The sequence below is a fragment of the Amycolatopsis sp. CA-161197 genome (genome assembly GCF_050942255.1).
Classification (GTDB): domain Bacteria; phylum Actinomycetota; class Actinomycetes; order Mycobacteriales; family Pseudonocardiaceae; genus Amycolatopsis.
This window is the reverse complement of sequence record NZ_CP192059.1, coordinates 4,657,452-4,672,941: the sequence shown is the minus strand read 5'-3', so window position 1 is coordinate 4,672,941 and position 15,490 is coordinate 4,657,452. Positions and strand designations below refer to the sequence as shown.

Genomic DNA, 15,490 nt, shown 5'->3' with positions numbered 1-15,490 from the left:
GTGCTCGGCGCGGGTGGTTGAGGCGGCGCCGGCGGCTCAGAGCGCGGCGCGGCGGTCGGGCCCGAGGCCGGTGACGCCGGCGGTGGCGAGGGCTTCGACGGCGGGCCGGTCGAGCTGGACCCGTTCGGTCAGCTGCCCGATCGACGGGTAGGGGCCGGCGGTGTCGCGTTCGGCGACGATCCGTTCGGCGAGGTCCTGGCCGACCGAGCGGATGCCGGCCACGCGATCCCACGGACCATGAACGCGCTGTAGTTCTACAGCAGCAGTTTACTCGTAGCCGGCAAGGTCGGGCGGGAACAGCCCGGCCAGTCCGTGGCCTTCGATCGGTGCCTCCATACCGAAGGTGACAAAGCCGGTGAGTCCTGGGGCGCGGATGGTCAGATGCGTGACTGCGGTGTCGTTGGCGAAGGCAGCCGTGGTGGCGAGGTAGGACGCTTCCACGGGCCCGTGATCGCTGACGGTGTCCTGGATGCCGACGTAATATCCCCGGTCATCGCGGTCGGCCGGATCGTATTTGGTGACCCGGGCCCCTCGCGGCGGAGGAAACGAGCGAAGACTGGTTACGGCCTCCGGCGGCCCGAACGCGCCGGGGCCCGCTCGCGCGGTTGATGCGTCCTGCGGGATATGTGCTACGCCCCGCTCGGACGTCCGCGATCTCGACCGCTTCGGCCGGGTAAGGGTTCCGCTCTTCCCGATCACCAACGAAAGATTTCTCGATCGACCTCGCGGACGTCCTGGGCCGGCGGATCCGGCTGGCCGCGCACCTGTAGGACTGACTCGACCGGACTTGATCGCACTACCAGAACGGCAGCGTGGCGCTTCCCGCGATCTTGTCCACGTCGCGCAACGCAGGGCAGGTGGTCAAGCAGACGCCGTCGCTACTGCAGGCCTCGACGCGACATTGTTTGACCAGGTGAGCGGCGTTCGACGACGTTGCGGCTCCCGTAGTCAACAGGAGGGTTTCTCATTGTCTCAACCAGACGTGCGCCCGAAGGATTCGAACCCCTGACCTTCTGATCCGTAGTTCTAACGCTGACCTGGGGATACACGGAATACCTGGTCGCGGCAGGCAGCAGTTACGCCAAACTGGGCGCGTCCGGCGTCGGTGGGCAGCAGTTCGTGGACCAGGTTGTGGACATCCACAGTGATTTCCACACCAGTGCTTTATGTGATATTTTTTGATTCTCATGACATTTACTAGAATCCCGCAAAGACTAATTTTCTCTGGAGTTGCAACCTTTGTGGTTGTGTTTTTAGTATTCATTGTGAGCGGTGCTTTCACGCAGATCGTAAGAGCTCGAAGCAGGTAAGGACGAATCTGCTTTCTAGGGTCGAATCGGCGGCGCCATATCGCCGAGAACGAGCGGGGCCTGGCAGCGAGCCGTGACGCGCCGCCTGCTGCGCACCGACACCCGCACCGACGGCACCACCCCGAACGAGGTGCTCTCCTACACCTACGACCCGGCCACGAACCTCAAGATGATGACCGACCCGGGTGGCACCACGACCTACGGCTACGACGCGGCCGACCGGCTCACCTCGTTGCTGGATCCGTTTGCATCGGCGAGATCGACGGACCGAGGTGTCGCCAGTCTCCCGCTACCTCCCCTTGCGTGGCGCGTGGCCGGTCGGGGTGTGGGCCGGTGGCAGGTCGGCGGCGACAGCGAGGAGGTCGGCGGCGCTGTCGGCCAGCAGGGTGGCGAAGTCGGCCTCTTCGCCGAGCACCCATCGCCTGGTGGCCGACCCCAGGATCGCCATGCCGAGAGACGTGGCCAGTCGCGCGGTCTGCTCGTCATGGCCACGGCGGCGCAGCGCCGCGGCGGTTACTTCGGACAGCATCGCTTCCTTGATCAGGCTGCGTTCCCGCAGCGGCGGGTTGGCCGCGATGACGGCGCGCAGCTCGATCAGCAGTTCGCGCGGACGCAGTACCTCGGGCACGGCGGTGAACGCGGCCATCAGCGTCGCGAGCGCGCCGGTTCCCGCGGTCACCTCCGCGATGCCCGCTTCCAGACAGGCCTGCAGCTCGTCGCCGGCGAAGAGCACCTCCCGCTTGTCGGTGAACCAGCGGTAGAACGATCGCTCGGTCAAACCGGCGTGCTTGGCGATCTGCGCCACCGACGTGCGGTCGTAGCCCTGATCGCGGAACAACTCCAACGCGGCGCGCTCGAGCCGCTCACGAGTGTTGCCCTCCCAACGAGCCATGGTCCCAGCATAGTGACAGCAGATCCTGTCGTCACTGTGCTACCGTCGAGTGATGACAGCATCTGCTGTCACTACGATCGCAACCAGGAGATCGCCATGCGCGCTCTGCGTTTCCATCGCACCGGTGAGGCCCTCGACGTCCTGCGGCTCGAGGAGGCCGAGCAGCCCCGACCGGCCCCGGGGCAAATCCGGGTCGCCGTGGAGGTCTGCACGATCAACCCCGCAGACCTGGCCCTGTGCCAGGGCCTGTACCCCGGCGACCTGCCCCGCGGAGTTGGGCTCGAGGTCGCCGGCACCGTCGACGCCATCGGCGACAAAGTCACGGGCGTCCAGCCCGGGGACGCGGTGTTCGGTCCTGCCCCGTTCACCGGACCGACCGCGGGCGCCGCAGACCACGCGCTGCTCGACATCTGGTTCCCGCGGCCACCCGCCCTCGATCCAGCGGCCGCCGCCGCACTGCCCATGGCCGTGGACACCGCGCAACTCGGACTGGACCTGCTCCGCATCATCTCCGACACGACCCTGCTCGTCAGCGGAGGCGGCACCACCACCGGCTTCGCCGCCGTGCAACTCGCCCGCCGGACCGGGGCACGGGTGCTCACCACCGCCGGCCCCACTCACACCGCAGCCCTGCGCGCCACCGGAGCCGAGGTCACCCCCTACGGCAAGGGCATGGCCGAGCGGATACGCGAGCTGGCAGGTGGCCCCGTCGACGTCGTCCTCGACGTCTCACCACCCGACGACGCCACCATCCCGGAACTCCTCCGCACGGTCACCGACCCCCAGCACGTCCTGACCATCAGCAACCTGACCCAGGCACGCGAGTCCGGCGCCCGCGACGCGTTCACCGAAGGACCACTCGGCCACCGCTACGACGCCGTCGAGGCGTGCGCCCAACTCGCGGCCCAGGGCCGCTTCGGTATCCCCGTCGCCCGCACCATCCCCCTCCCCGACTGGCGCGAAGCCATCGAACTGAGCCAATCACAACACCCCGGCGGCAAGATCGTCCTCCAGATCGCCGAGCCGCGGTGAACCGAATCCCGAACAGCAAGCCGCGGCGTCCGCCGGCCATCACGAGCGCGGGGCCTCCCCCATGCCGCAGGCTGGAATGCACTCTCATGCCGCATTGAGCGAGTGTCGTCGATCGCGATCCACGCGAGTCGCGCTCGCGCAAAATGGACGACGTGACAATCACCCTGGCCGTATCACAGACCTAGTACTGCAACGGCAGTTGGTGTTGGTGTGGTAGATCATCGTGGTGGTGGTCGGTGTGGTGATGGATCAGCTGGATCGGGTGCATGAGCGGATCGGGGGCCGGTTCGCGCGGTCGGAGCCGCGGGCGCGTGCGCGGGAGTAGGTGTCCGGGCTGGTCGCGGGGTTGGAGCGGAAGAACGGGTGGACGCTGGCCGAGCAGGCCGGCGAGATCTCGCCGGACGGGATGCAATGGCTGCTGCGCTGGGCGGATTGGGACATCGACGGCGTCCGCGACGATCTGGGCGACTACGTGGTCGAGCACCTCGGCGAGCCCGGTGGGGTGCTGATCGTGGACGACACCGGCTTTCTGAAGAAGGGCACGCGCTCGGCCGGCGTGCCGCGGCAGTCCAAGCCGGCGAGGTACGGGTCACGGGCGAAGCGGTCATCGCGGGTGGCATCGTCGACGATCAGGATCTCAGCCGTCCGCTGGACGTAGCGAACTGCCGTCCCACCGGTATCAGCGCTGGTCGGCCGAGGCGGGAACTGGCGCGATACAGTTCGGCCAGCCCGCATCGCCTACCCGGTGGCGGCGTACTGTAGAACCACGAGGAGGGCGCAGCCGGAGAAACCGGCGGGGAGGCTCTCGTGGATTACGAAATATTCGACCTTGGTACCGTCCGGTTACAAGAAGGCGCCACACTCAGCGATGCCAAGCTCGCGTACAAGACGTACGGCGAGCTCAACGGTGACAAGAGCAATGCGATCGTGTACCCAACGTGGTATTCCGGGCAGCACTACGACAATGAATGGCTGATCGGCGAGGGGATGGCGCTCGATCCGGCGAGATACTTCATCATCATTCCGAATATGCTGGGCAACGGGCTGTCCTCGTCGCCGAGCAACACGCCCGCGCCGCATGACCGTGCGTCGTTTCCGCGGGTGACAATGTATGACAACGTTCAGTTCCAGCACCGGCTGGTGACCGAGCGCTTCGGAATCGCAACACTGGAGTTGGTCACCGGCTGGTCGATGGGCGCCGGGCAGACCTACCAGTGGGCGGTCAGCTTCCCCGACATGGTCAAGCGGATCCTGCCATTCTGCGGATCGGCGAAGACCAGCCTGCACAACTTCGTGTTCCTGGAAGGGGTCAGGACGGCGCTGACCGCGGACGCGGCCTACAACGGCGGCCGGTACGACAAGCAACCCGACATCGGGCTTCGCGCCCTGGCGCGGGTCTACGCCGGGTGGGGCTTCTGCCAGCAGTTCTACCGGGAGAAGATCTACGAGCGCGAGCCACTGGGCTACGCGTCCCTGGAAGACTTCCTCGTGGCCTTCTGGGAGGGCCTGTTCCTCAAGCGCGACGCGAACAACCTCCTGGCTATGCTGTGGACCTGGCAGCACGCCGACATCGGCAACACGCCGGGAAAGCGCAGTCTCGAGGACGCACTCGGCGCGATCCGGTCGCCCGCGATCGTGATGCCGGCGCAGCAGGACCTGTACTTCCCGCCCGAGGACAACGAGTGGGAGGTCAAGCACATGCACCGGGCGGAGCTGCGCGTCATCCCGGGAGCGTGGGGACATTTCGCCGGTGGCGGCCTCAACCAGGAAGACACCCGGTTCATCGACAACGGCCTCAAGGAACTGCTCGCCACGGAAGTCTGATCGGCCTGGCCTCGGCGCGGTTCTACCCGGTCCGTGTCGAGAGCAGTCCTGCGCAGCTGGAGGTAGCATCATGACCAGCGCAGAATATGCACAACGAACCACTCCTCCGGGAACCGCCCCGGAAGTGCCGCCGCCGCGGATGGGTGAGCCCGCCACGACCGCCTTCGCCCCCACAGCCAGCGGGGTGCCACTCGCGCTGGCGGGGTTCGGATTCTCGCTGACGATTCTGTCGTTGGCCAACACAGGTGTCGTGGACCAGCGGACGGCCACGATGTTCGTTCCCGTCGCGATGGGCACTGGCGCGCTTGCCATGCTCGTCGGCGGGATCTGGGAGTTCCGCGGCAACAACCTGTTCGGCGCGACGTTCTGTTCGGCGTATGCCTGCTTCCTGTTCACTACGGCGCTGATCGTGCAGTTCTACGCACCGATGATCACCGACACGGCGGGAGCAGCGAACTTCGCCCGCATGTTCGGAGCTTACCTGATCGTGTGGGCGTTGTTTACCGCGATGCTCGCCGTGGGGGCACGGGTGGTCAACGCACCCGCGTTCGCCGCGTTCGTGTTGCTGGTCGTGGTTTACCTACTGCTGGGCCTCGCCAACCTCGTCGGATCGGGAGCCACCGCGATCGCACTGACCAAGGCCGGCGGCTGGGTTGGCCTCCTGGACTCCTTCGTCGCGTTCTACCTGTGCTCAGCCATCGTTCTCAACGACATCAGCGGGCGGGGCCTGCTGCCGATCTGGCCGGGCAGGCGGGCGGTGCACTCGGCCTGAGTGGACCGCGAGCGACAACTGGAACCCTCCGGTAGGCCGGTCCTGGCCGCCGAGATTTCCGCGGCGGCCAGGACATCAGCCCGAAGCGGGAGGAGACCAAGCGCCTGGCACGCGTCGCGCCGGTCGGGCTCGGCATGCCGTCCGCTCGTTGACGCTCGCCCGTGTCCAGCAATGCAGGTGGTAGGCATATAGACGGTGATCAGCCAACTGCCTCTCAACGAACAACTCGACGCCTTCCAAGAGGTGCTCTCGCGCAACGAGGTGCTGACGGAGGTGCTGTCCCGGTCGGCGTCGCTGGGATTACCCGGCTGGTATCTGACGGCGGGCTGTCTGTTCCAGACAGTCTGGAACGCGGTCACCAGCCAGGCCCCAGGTGACGGCATCAAGGACTACGACCTGTTCTACTTCGACGCCACCGATCTGTCCTGGGAGGCGGAGGATGCGGTGATCCAGTCAGCGAAGCATGTCTTCGCCGACATCCCGATCGAGGTGGAGATCCGCAACGAGGCGCGTGTCCATCTCCAGTACGAGGAGAAGTTCGGGACGCCATGTCCTGCCCACTTGTCCACCGAGGACGCGATCGGCTCCTTCGCGGCGACCACGTGCTGTCTGGGGGTCCGCCTCGAATCCGGCGGGCGCTGGCGCGTCTACGCCCCGCACGGGCTGTCCGACGTGTTCAACCTCGTCCCTCACCGTTGCAGTCAGTTGACACGTGCAGAGAAATTTCGACTTGCGGAAGGTCGCGTTAGGAACCTGCGGCCGTTTTCCCCTTATGCGCACCCCTTGAGCGCTAGCGTGACTGCGACTTCATCCGCCCGAATCCCGTGCTGGCACCGCGTGCCGTCTACGAGGCCAAAGCCAGTCGCTGGCTCCGCCAGTGGCCCGAGCTTATATCTGTCACTTGTGACCGCTATCTCTCACCACGGGGTCCGAGTTGGTTGGCTGCCGCCCGGCGTGCCGCTTCAACCCAGCTTTGGTGGGGTGCCGGTCGGCGGTTTCGTCGAGTTCGGCGGCGAGTCGTCTTTCGTAATGGCTGAGTGCGGCGGTGTGGCCGGGCGGTGCGGCCGACGCGCCGTTCCCGCTCGACTATCCGACGCCAGTTTGGATCCTGCTGGGTTTCCTCGGCTCGAAGCCGAGCCCGGCACCGGCGGACGACACGATGTTCACCGAGCGGCGCGTCCGGCCTTGAACCCGAGAAGGCGTGAAACGCCGTGAAGGGCGCTCCCGCAACGGGAAGAGCACCCTTCACGGTTCTCGCCGGGTTCAGAGCGAGGCGTAGAGCGCCCGCTCGAAATCTGCGTACATCTGTAGCTGCCCCGGCGGGACGAACGGCAGCGACTGCGAGTAGATCGCGCCGGTGACGCCGCTGGCCGGGTCGACCCAGAAGTGCGTGTTGCACAACCCTGCCCACGCACCGCTGCCTGGTGCGCGCATGCCCGGCTGCTGCGCCGTGGTGAGCACCAGGCCCCAGCCCCACTTGAGGCCCGGGCCGAGGTCGAGCTCGTGCGTCGTAGCCGGGTCGGCGGTCGGGATGTGCGCCGGGAACTCGATCTCGCCCACCTGGTTGGTGAACGCCTCGTCCACAGTGGACTTCCGAAGCACCTCGACCCCGTCGAGCGTGCCGCCGCCGAGCAACATGCGCTGGAACTTCAGGTAGTCGCGCGGCGTGGAGTAGAGCCCGTGGCCGGCGGTGTAGTACTCGGGCTCGGTGGGCAGGTCGATCTCCGTGACCGTCCACGTGCCGGCCTCACCCTGCACGTGGACGGGCACCAGGTTGGCCCGCTGCTCGGCGCTCGGGACGAACGTCGTCTCCGCCATGCCGAGCGGGCCGGTGATGTTCTCCTTGAAGTAGACGTCCAGCGACGTGCCGGACGCGGCCTCGACGACCCGGCCGAGCCAGTCGGTGTTGATGCCGTACTCGAATGTCGTACCCGGGTCAGCCACCATCGGCGCGTGGAAGATCACGGTTTTGCCGGCCAGCACGTTCGGCGTGCCGGTGGCCCGCTCCCACTTGACGATGTCGTCGTTCCAGAACCAGTAGCTCAGGCCGCTCGTGTGCGTCACCAGCTGCGCGACAGTCGCACGGCTCGCGGGCGCGCGCAGCACAGGGTTTTCGCCGTCGAAACCCTCCAGCACCTGGACATCGGCGAACTCGGGCCGGTAGGTGTCGATGGGGGCGTTGAAGTCGAGCGCGCCGCGGTCGCGCAGCTGCAGCGCGGCCACGGTGCCCACCATCTTGGTCATGGACATGATCCGGAAGTGCGAGTCGGCCGAGACCGGCTCCGGCGCCTCCGCGGCACGAGGTCCGGCCGCGCCTTCGTAAATGATGCCGTCACGATCCCCCGCGACGGCGACGACGTTGGGCGCGTGCCCAGCGCCGACCGCGTCTCGTAGCACTCGGTCCATAGCCGAGGTGTCGATCGTCGAAGTCGAGCTCACCGTTGAGTTCTCCTCATCACGTGTTGTGGGTCCTGCCGGAACGACGGCCACGGATGCGCCGCCACCAATTGCGCGCTCGCGAACGGAGCGTGCCTGCCACCAGGACGATGGCGCTCGGGGTTCCGCGCGGGGCGACGGGTGCCCCGCGGAACCGCGGTCTTCTCCACCGCCACCCGCGAACTGCTCGAACATCCGCCGGCTGACGTCGCCGGAGAGTGCCCGACCGAACTGGGCGATCCGCCCGGTGAGGTAAAGGCAGTGGTGGCCCGCAGCCGCCCCCCGCCCGGCTGGTCCTCGGCGACCAGCACGATGTCGGCCTGCGTCCGGCCGCCACCAGCGTCCTCGCCCTGGCCGAAGACGCGGAGCCTGTGTGCGCCGGCGTCACGTTCGGCCGCGTGCTCGATCCCGGCGAACGAGAGCCGGATCGGGCCGACTGCCGCCCGCGCCCGGCCGCGGTAGCGGTCGTCGCCGACGTGCTTGGTGAGCTCCGCCCGGACCGGGCGAGGAAGTGTCATCACCGCTTTCCCCTCGTGGCGAAACGGTACGCGCGCGCCAGCTCCCGCGCACCCGGCGCGGACAGCAGCCGGCGCCGGTAGGCGGGCGAGCCGTGCGGGTTCTCGGCGGTGTCGACAAGCTCGCCGCCGAGCGCCGCCGCCGGTTCAGCGAGAGCACCCGCGTCGCCTCCGGCATCGCGGTGACATCGCGAGTGACCGCTCGATCGGACACACCGAAGGCCGTCATCACGACCTCCTCCACCTGCCCACCGGACACCCGGACCCGGATCACGACGCCGGCGAGCGCGAAGTCGCCGTGGCGCCGGGCCACCTCGGCGAACCGGAAGCCCACACACACGGCAGCGGGAACCGGTCGACGGCGAGCACGTCCTCAGAGCCGAGGTCGCTCCACTGCGCACCGTTGAAAAACCCGGGGTGAATAACTCCTCACCACCGGGGGTCCGACCTCTATCGGCAAAAGGTCGGCAGCGCACTCCCACGTCACTGACGTGGCCCGCCCCGGGCCGACCGTTCGGTTACCGCGATCTCGGCGCGCAGACGCGCGGTGGTCTGCTCATCGCGGCCACCGCTGAGCTCAAGCGCCGCGCGTAGCCGCGCGGTCGCGGCGTCTGGGTCACCGAGGTCGCCCAGTACCAGGGCAGTTCGAGTGCGTCGGCCCGGCCCAGCTGTCGATGGAGGCGGTGAAGTGGGCAACAGCCTCTTCGGCGCGAGCGAGGGTACGCAGGTTTTCGCTGAACCGGCAGTGTGCCACGACCCACCGACTGCCCGTGCAGTACTAGACGCGGGCGCTGCCCCCTTGCATCTGGAGGCGAGCGGCAATGCGTCCATCCGGGTGCAGATCAGCCCCAACTCGTCATCGGTACCGGGTAACAGCGTTCCGTCCTCGACCCGGATCCGCCTCAAGCACCGAGGTGCACGATGATCACTACCGCCCTACCAGCCACCCCGACAGGCGCGGTGTCTCCGCGTCGGGCCGGTGCCCGATGTCGCCAGCAAACCGTGGGAGGCCGTGGGCTGAGGTTCGCGTTTTACGGGCGGATGTCCACGGTCGAGTTCCAGGATCGGACGACGTCGTTGGGCTGCCAGCGGGAGGTCGCCGACGAGACGATCCGAGGGCACGGCGTGATCGTGGCGGAGTACTTCGACGAATGATGTTCGCGTCGGCTGCCGTGGTCCGAACGGCCGGCCGCGGCACAGCTGATGGCAGCTGCGCGGCAGCCGAACCGTTCGTTCGATGCTGTCGTCATCGGGGAGTACGAGTGAGCGTGCTACGGAGTTCAGTTCGGCGCGGTGCTGACCGCGCTGTGGGTGCAAGGTATCGAACTGTGGCTCCCCGAAGCGGACGGTCCGGTAAACCTCGACGACCGCTCGGGTCCCAGTCGCGTCGCGAGGTGTTGCGAGCGCAGCACCGCGTGCTGGCAGCTATGCATACGCAGACCACCGTTCAAGGGAGGTTCCTCGGCGGCCGACCACCATATGGGTTCCAGCTCTCGTGGACGAGGCAACGTTCCTGGCGGTCCAGGGCATGCGTGCGGCCAGAACCACACGGCACGGCGACACCAGGACGTACATGCTGGCCGGCCTCGTGCAATGTCCGCTCTGTGGCCGCCGACTGGAGTCGCGCTGGGCGAACGGCCGACCCGGCTACCGCTGCCGCCACGGTCGCACCAGCGCCCGCAACCGCCCACAAGGGCTTGCAAAGAACGTCTACGTCCGCGAAGACCGCTAACTAAACGACCTTCGCGCCTGGTTTGCCGAAGAGTTGGGCCACGACACTTCCGCGATCGCGGACTACTTGAGGTCGGGTCACCTGACAATCATGTACGGCGGTCCCACGCGTGAAATCAAACCTTGTGGCCCACCACGCATACATGCCGCAACAGCCGAAACCACCGGAGGGCAGTTCCTGTTACTCTGACCTCGCCGCGGCATGCGGCTCTGTGGGGTAATTGAGTGTCCGTGACGATCTTGCACGTTAGCCACACGCCTCCAGGTGCTGAGATGATATCCGGTTGCGTCCGTTGAGCACGCTCGCACGCAGATAGGGATTTGGCAGTCCGTTGGGCCCGACATTGGGAACGCCGACCTGGATGGCGCAACCACCATGTGCGCGCTGCTGTGCGCAACGTGCTCGCACCTGACGTCGCACGAGGGCTGCGGGTACGCGGTGTGGAAGGTCCTCGGGTGGGGGCGACGCGGCGGTGATGCCGAGGGGCGTGCGGGTACACGAACACACTGGCGATGCGATCGCCGGGCGCGCCGTGAACCTGAGCCGTGGTCTCGCACGGATAAAGTCGACCGGGAGAGCGGCGGAGCATCGATTCGTGGCTGGTTCGTTCGTCGTAGAAACAGACGGGCCGAACGGAGGCCCCGAACCGATGGGATGCGTGAGATGGCGAAGTACCTGCTCCTCATCTATGGGGACGAGCAGATCTGGGAAGCGGGCTCCGCGCAGGAGAGGGCGGAGGTCGAAGCCGGGCATGCCGCGTTCAACGCCGCAGCCGGTGCCGCGGTCATCTCCGGCCACGAGCTTCTGCCGACGGCGACCGCGACGAGCCTGCGCGGCAGCGTGAGTGGCCGACCGACGCCGACCGACGGACCGTTCCTCGAGTCCAAGGAAGCGCTCGGCGGCTACTACGTGGTGGAAGCACCCGACCTGGACGCTGCGGTCAAACTCGCCGAGCGGCTGCCCGAGCTCAGGGTCGCGCACAGCGGGGTCGAGATCCGGCCGATCAACGAGCCGGACTAGACCGGATCGGCGCGCCTTGACCGGGAACGTCGACGTCACGGAGGCGGTCGCGCAGGCGCACCGTCGCGAGTGGGCCAGAGTGCTCGCCGCGACGGTGCGTGTCGTGCGCGATCTCGACCTTGCCGAGGAGTGCGTCCAGGACGCGTACACCCAGGCTCTGCGGAAGTGGACGGTGAGCGGAGTGCCCGCCCGGCCGGGCGCGTGGTTGACCAGTGTCGCGCGCAACCGGGCGAAGGACCTGCTGCGGCGGGAGTCGGTCCTGCGCTCGGCGTTGCCGTTGCTTGTCACGGACGACATCGTGACCGGGCCGGAGGACAGGGCGGACCCGCAAGCCGTCGGCGACGACCGGTTGCGGCTCATTTTCACCTGTTGTCACCCGACGCTGTCTCGCGATGCCCAGGTGGCACTGACCCTGCGACTGGTGTGCGGGCTGTCCACGACCGAAGTGGCTCGGGCCTTCTTGGTGCAGGACGCAGCGATGGCGGCGCGGATCACGCGGGCGAAGAGGAAGATCAGCGGTGCTCGGATCCCCTATCGGATGCCCGACCCCGCTGACCTTCCCCGACGTGTGGACTCCGTTCTCGACGTCGTGCACCTCGTCTTCACCACCGGCCACGTCACGCCGGTCGGCAACCAGCTCGTACGGCGGGACCTCGTCGACGGTGCCCTCCACCTCGCCCGCACCCTGCACCAGCTGCTGCCCGGCAACACCGATGTCGCCGGCCTGCTGGCGTTGCTGCTGCTCACCGACGCCCGCCGGGACACCCGGATCTCCGGGGACGGGGCGCTGGTCCTGCTCGCCGACCAGGACCGGCGACGGTGGGATGCGCGGCAGATCGAGGAGGGGACCGCCCTGCTGACCCAGTCTTTGCGGCGTACGGGGCCGACGAGGTACTCGGTCCAGGCCGCGATCGCCGCGGTGCACGCGGAGGCGGCGACCTGGGAGGACACCGACTGGGTGGAGATAGTCGGGCTGTACGAGGTGCTGCGCCGCTTGTGGCCGTCCGCGGTCGTCGACCTCAACTGGGCCATCGCCATCGGATTCCGAGACGGTCCGGAGGCCGGCCTCGCCGCGCTCGCGCCCCTGCTGGACGAACCCGCGCTGGGCACCCACGCCTACCTGAGCGCGGCCCGCGCCGACTTCCTGCGCCGCCTCGGCCGGTGGCCCGAAGCAGCCCTGTCATACGAGGAGGCCCTGACGATGACCGACAACGAGGTGGAACGCGCCTTCCTGCTCAGACGGCGCGAAGAAGTCGCGCTCCATCTCGACTGATCCAGTGAGCGGCGCGGGCTCAGTGTTCGGCACACCTGGACACACGTGGTGGTGCCAGCCTCGGGAACTGGGGAGTTGACGCGTTCCACTGCGAGGAGCCGGCCGACCATGCACGTCGCCGGTCTGCTTGCCCTGATCAATCCCGTGGTCGCCAGTCGGTGAACCGCGGGCCGAGCGGCCGCCGCGATCTGCTGACGTGGCCTGCTCACCTTCCGGGTGTTCCATGACCCAAGTCTTTCGCGAGGGTCGTCGGTGAGCTTTCAGGCGGCTGCCACTCACCGCCGTCAGGTCGCGGAACTCCTGAATCGATGGGCCCCACCAAGCGGAGATGGTCCCGTTGGTCCAGAGCCCCGCCGTAACGTCCTTGAAGACAACTGCAATGAGTTCCGCGGAGTCGACCGCGGCGTCGGTCGATATGCCTGCGACGCCCAGGTTTCACATGCACGTGCCCGAAGCTGGATTCGCCACTTGCGGCTGCGAGTTCTTAGGTGTGAACATGCTGGTCAGAGGCGTTGGGGGTAGGCAGGCTGCTGGTCGTCCAACGTCACCGGGCGGGATGGCCGCAGGCGCATATCGCGGCCGCGATGGGGATCTCCCGTAAAAGCGTGAAAACCTGGCTGGACCGATACGCCGCGGAGGGCGAGCCCGGTCTTCGCGACCGGTCCTCGCGCCCGCATTCCTCGCCGCGGCGGACCAGCGAGGAGACCGAACGCCGGATCGTGCACCTGCGCCAGCGCCAGCGCCGTGGACCGGACTGGCTGGGAGCCGCGCTGGGGGTGCCGACGAGGACAGTGTCGCGGGTGCTGGCCCGCAACGATATCCCGCGGTTGTCCGCGCTCGATCCGATCACCGGCGAGGTGATCCGGGCCAGCAAAACCACCGCGGTGCGCTACGAACGGGACCGGCCGGGCGAGCTGGTCCACATGGACGTGAAGAAGATCGGCCGCATTCCTGACGGCGGCGGCTGGCGAGCACACGGCCGCGCGAACCAGGACGCCACCCGTGACCGCAGCGTCAGGATCGGGTTCGACTACGTCCACTCCTTGGTCGACGACCACAGCCGGCTGGCCTACTCCGAGATCCTCCCGGACGAGAAGGGCCCGACCTGCGCAGCGTTCTTCACCCGAGCGATCACCTACTTCGCCGGCCACGGCATCACCCGCATCGAGCGGCTGATGACCGACAACGCCTGGGCCTACCGCTGGTCCCTGCGCCAGGTCTGCGCCAAAAACGGCATCCGGCAGAAGTTCATCAAACCCCACTGCCCCTGGCAGAACGGGAAAGTCGAGCGCCTCAACCGCACCCTGCAAACCGAATGGGCCTACCGGCAGGCCTTCACCAGCAACACCGAACGCACCGCAGCCCTTGCCCCCTGGATCGAGCACTACAACACTCAACGCCGCCACAGCGCACTCGGCGGACACCCACCCACCAGCCGACTGCCACCAACCTGATGGCCAAATACAACTAGTGCCGCGGCCGTTTGCGTGGGCGGACGTGCATGTACACAAGGAGACCTGCTCTCGCCCGATCAGCCTAAGGAAAGCGTTGTGGTTAGCGAGCAAGATCGTCCTCGGACACACAGCTTGGTCTCTGACCAGCGAATTCTCCACAACCGTGGTCCGGGCATTACGGTGAGACACGAGAGCCTCCGGTTGGAGTGGGTCCTAGACAAACCACACCCCAACCGGAGGCTCTCTCCATGTCAACCAAGACCACCCGCAACCAACGTCCTGGCCAAATACAACTAGTGCCTCGTCAAGGAACGTTGACGTGGTAACCGTGTCGCCTGGACATCGGGACTGGTGAGAGTGAGGCTGGCCGGTGGAGATGAGCCATGGCACGTCAGCCGGAGGTGTTCGCGCGGTCCCTGGAGCTGGAAGAGGCCCAGCGGCTGGTCAAGATCACGAGATCGACCCGGGATCGGGTGCGTCTGCGGCGGTCCGGGATCGTGCTGGCCTCGTCGCAAGGCCGGTCCGCAGGTGAGATCGCGGTGATGTTCGCCGCGACCGAGGGCTATGTGCGGGAGGTGATCCACGCGTTCAACGACTCCGGGTTCGCGGCGTTGTCCCCAAAATGGAGGGGCGGCCGACCAGCTAAATTCGGGCCGGCCGCCCGGGAGCAGATCTGCCGCATCGCCGCCTGCAAACCGACTGAGCTGGGACTGCCGTTCACCACTGGAGCCTGGCCAAACTGGTCGGCTACCTCGCCGAACACGCCTGGATCAAGGCGAGCACCGAGACCGTCCGGCAGATCCTGCGCGCGGAGGGCGTGTCCTGGCAGGCCACGAAGACCTGGAAAGCCAGCAAGGACCCGCACGAGGCCTGCACCAGACCCGGGGCGCATCACGATGGCCAGATGCAGCTTGGTCGTCCAGCCTCCCCTCGACCGGCCCAGCGCGTGGTCGGACGGCTCGGGCTCGCCGATACCGCCTGGCGGTTCTTTCTGCAGCTGTTGCTCGTCGAAGCCCGGCAGGGGCTTGATCCGGTCGGCCCAGTTGCCGGCTCGTACGCGCGGGCGTCCGTGTCAAGCACGAGCCAGACCTTCGCGGAGCGGGATGACTCCAACATCGTGCACCGGAGCCGGTTCGAGAAAGGCGGCCACTTCGCATCGCACGAGGTGCCCGAGGTCGTGGTCGGCGACATCCAGGCGTTCTTCGCCGCACCGCACTGAGTTCGCGGAAC

General features: G+C 67.4%; 13 protein-coding genes and 2 pseudogenes. 11 read left to right on the top strand and 4 right to left on the bottom strand.

Annotation, left to right across the window (positions count from 1 at the left end; genetic code table 11):
* Positions 1–36 precede the first annotated feature (36 nt).
* From ACQPXB_RS22260 to ACQPXB_RS22250, 3 genes are all read right to left on the bottom strand, one after another.
* Positions 37–222: a hypothetical protein gene (locus ACQPXB_RS22260; RefSeq protein ID WP_386955741.1), complete on the bottom strand. Its 186-nt coding sequence runs from the start codon at positions 220–222 to the stop codon at positions 37–39.
* A gap of 45 nt (positions 223–267) precedes the next feature.
* Complete coding sequence (locus ACQPXB_RS22255; RefSeq protein WP_432855375.1) at positions 268–441, bottom strand: hypothetical protein; 174 nt, start codon at positions 439–441, stop codon at positions 268–270.
* A gap of 1,158 nt (positions 442–1,599) precedes the next feature.
* Positions 1,600–2,202, bottom strand: coding sequence for a TetR/AcrR family transcriptional regulator (locus ACQPXB_RS22250; RefSeq protein WP_386955851.1), 603 nt, complete (start codon positions 2,200–2,202; stop codon positions 1,600–1,602).
* Between the two features lie 96 nt (positions 2,203–2,298).
* On the opposite strand from ACQPXB_RS22250, the gene ACQPXB_RS22245 reads away from it, so the two are divergent.
* The 5 genes and pseudogenes from ACQPXB_RS22245 to ACQPXB_RS22225 all read left to right on the top strand — a co-directional run bounded on the left by ACQPXB_RS22245 (position 2,299) and on the right by ACQPXB_RS22225 (position 7,045).
* Positions 2,299–3,234: an NADP-dependent oxidoreductase gene (locus ACQPXB_RS22245; RefSeq protein WP_432855372.1), complete on the top strand. Its 936-nt coding sequence runs from the start codon at positions 2,299–2,301 to the stop codon at positions 3,232–3,234.
* 244 nt (positions 3,235–3,478) lie between these two features.
* A pseudogene (locus ACQPXB_RS22240) lies at positions 3,479–3,802 on the top strand (transposase); the annotation flags it as partial.
* A 239-nt stretch (positions 3,803–4,041) separates the two neighbouring features.
* A complete protein-coding gene (locus tag ACQPXB_RS22235; protein WP_386955777.1) occupies positions 4,042–5,058 on the top strand; it encodes an alpha/beta fold hydrolase in 1,017 nt (338 codons plus the stop codon).
* A gap of 70 nt (positions 5,059–5,128) precedes the next feature.
* The gene (locus tag ACQPXB_RS22230) at positions 5,129–5,830 is read left to right on the top strand and encodes an acetate uptake transporter (protein WP_432855368.1); all 702 of its coding nucleotides are present in this window, start codon (positions 5,129–5,131) and stop codon (positions 5,828–5,830) included.
* 195 nt (positions 5,831–6,025) lie between these two features.
* The gene (locus ACQPXB_RS22225) at positions 6,026–7,045 is read left to right on the top strand and encodes a nucleotidyltransferase family protein (RefSeq protein WP_432855365.1); all 1,020 of its coding nucleotides are present in this window, start codon (positions 6,026–6,028) and stop codon (positions 7,043–7,045) included.
* A gap of 48 nt (positions 7,046–7,093) precedes the next feature.
* Here the strand turns inward: ACQPXB_RS22225 and ACQPXB_RS22220 are convergent, their stop codons facing one another.
* Positions 7,094–8,269: a serine hydrolase domain-containing protein gene (locus ACQPXB_RS22220; RefSeq protein ID WP_432855362.1), complete on the bottom strand. Its 1,176-nt coding sequence runs from the start codon at positions 8,267–8,269 to the stop codon at positions 7,094–7,096.
* Between the two features lie 2,040 nt (positions 8,270–10,309).
* Here ACQPXB_RS22220 and ACQPXB_RS22215 point away from each other — a divergent pair.
* The 6 genes and pseudogenes from ACQPXB_RS22215 to ACQPXB_RS22190 all read left to right on the top strand — a co-directional run bounded on the left by ACQPXB_RS22215 (position 10,310) and on the right by ACQPXB_RS22190 (position 15,479).
* The gene (locus ACQPXB_RS22215) at positions 10,310–10,513 is read left to right on the top strand and encodes a recombinase zinc beta ribbon domain-containing protein (protein ID WP_366585310.1); all 204 of its coding nucleotides are present in this window, start codon (positions 10,310–10,312) and stop codon (positions 10,511–10,513) included.
* 663 nt (positions 10,514–11,176) lie between these two features.
* Positions 11,177–11,533 carry a YciI family protein gene (locus tag ACQPXB_RS22210; RefSeq protein WP_432855359.1) on the top strand — a complete coding sequence of 119 codons (357 nt, stop codon included), beginning with the start codon at positions 11,177–11,179 and terminating at the stop codon, positions 11,531–11,533.
* A gap of 16 nt (positions 11,534–11,549) precedes the next feature.
* Positions 11,550–12,806: an RNA polymerase sigma factor gene (locus ACQPXB_RS22205; RefSeq protein WP_432855356.1), complete on the top strand. Its 1,257-nt coding sequence runs from the start codon at positions 11,550–11,552 to the stop codon at positions 12,804–12,806.
* A gap of 512 nt (positions 12,807–13,318) precedes the next feature.
* Positions 13,319–14,260: an IS481 family transposase gene (locus tag ACQPXB_RS22200; protein ID WP_432855353.1), complete on the top strand. Its 942-nt coding sequence runs from the start codon at positions 13,319–13,321 to the stop codon at positions 14,258–14,260.
* Between the two features lie 383 nt (positions 14,261–14,643).
* Positions 14,644–14,838, top strand: a pseudogene (locus tag ACQPXB_RS22195) (IS630 family transposase); the annotation flags it as partial.
* Positions 14,839–15,077: 239 nt separating this feature from the next.
* Positions 15,078–15,479, top strand: coding sequence for a hypothetical protein (locus ACQPXB_RS22190; RefSeq protein ID WP_386955779.1), 402 nt, complete (start codon positions 15,078–15,080; stop codon positions 15,477–15,479).
* The last annotated feature ends 11 nt before the right edge of the window (positions 15,480–15,490 follow it).

Excerpts from the sequence above, each read along its gene's own strand:
- ACQPXB_RS22230 (WP_432855368.1), top strand. The coding sequence starts at position 5,129 with ATGACCAGCGCAGAATATGCACAACGAACCACTCCTCCGGGAACCGCC.
- ACQPXB_RS22245 (WP_432855372.1), top strand. The coding sequence starts at position 2,299 with ATGCGCGCTCTGCGTTTCCATCGCACCGGTGAGGCCCTCGACGTCCTG.
- ACQPXB_RS22210 (WP_432855359.1), top strand. The coding sequence starts at position 11,177 with ATGGCGAAGTACCTGCTCCTCATCTATGGGGACGAGCAGATCTGGGAA.
- ACQPXB_RS22215 (WP_366585310.1), top strand. The coding sequence starts at position 10,310 with ATGCGTGCGGCCAGAACCACACGGCACGGCGACACCAGGACGTACATG.
- ACQPXB_RS22250 (WP_386955851.1), bottom strand. The coding sequence starts at position 2,202 with ATGGCTCGTTGGGAGGGCAACACTCGTGAGCGGCTCGAGCGCGCCGCG.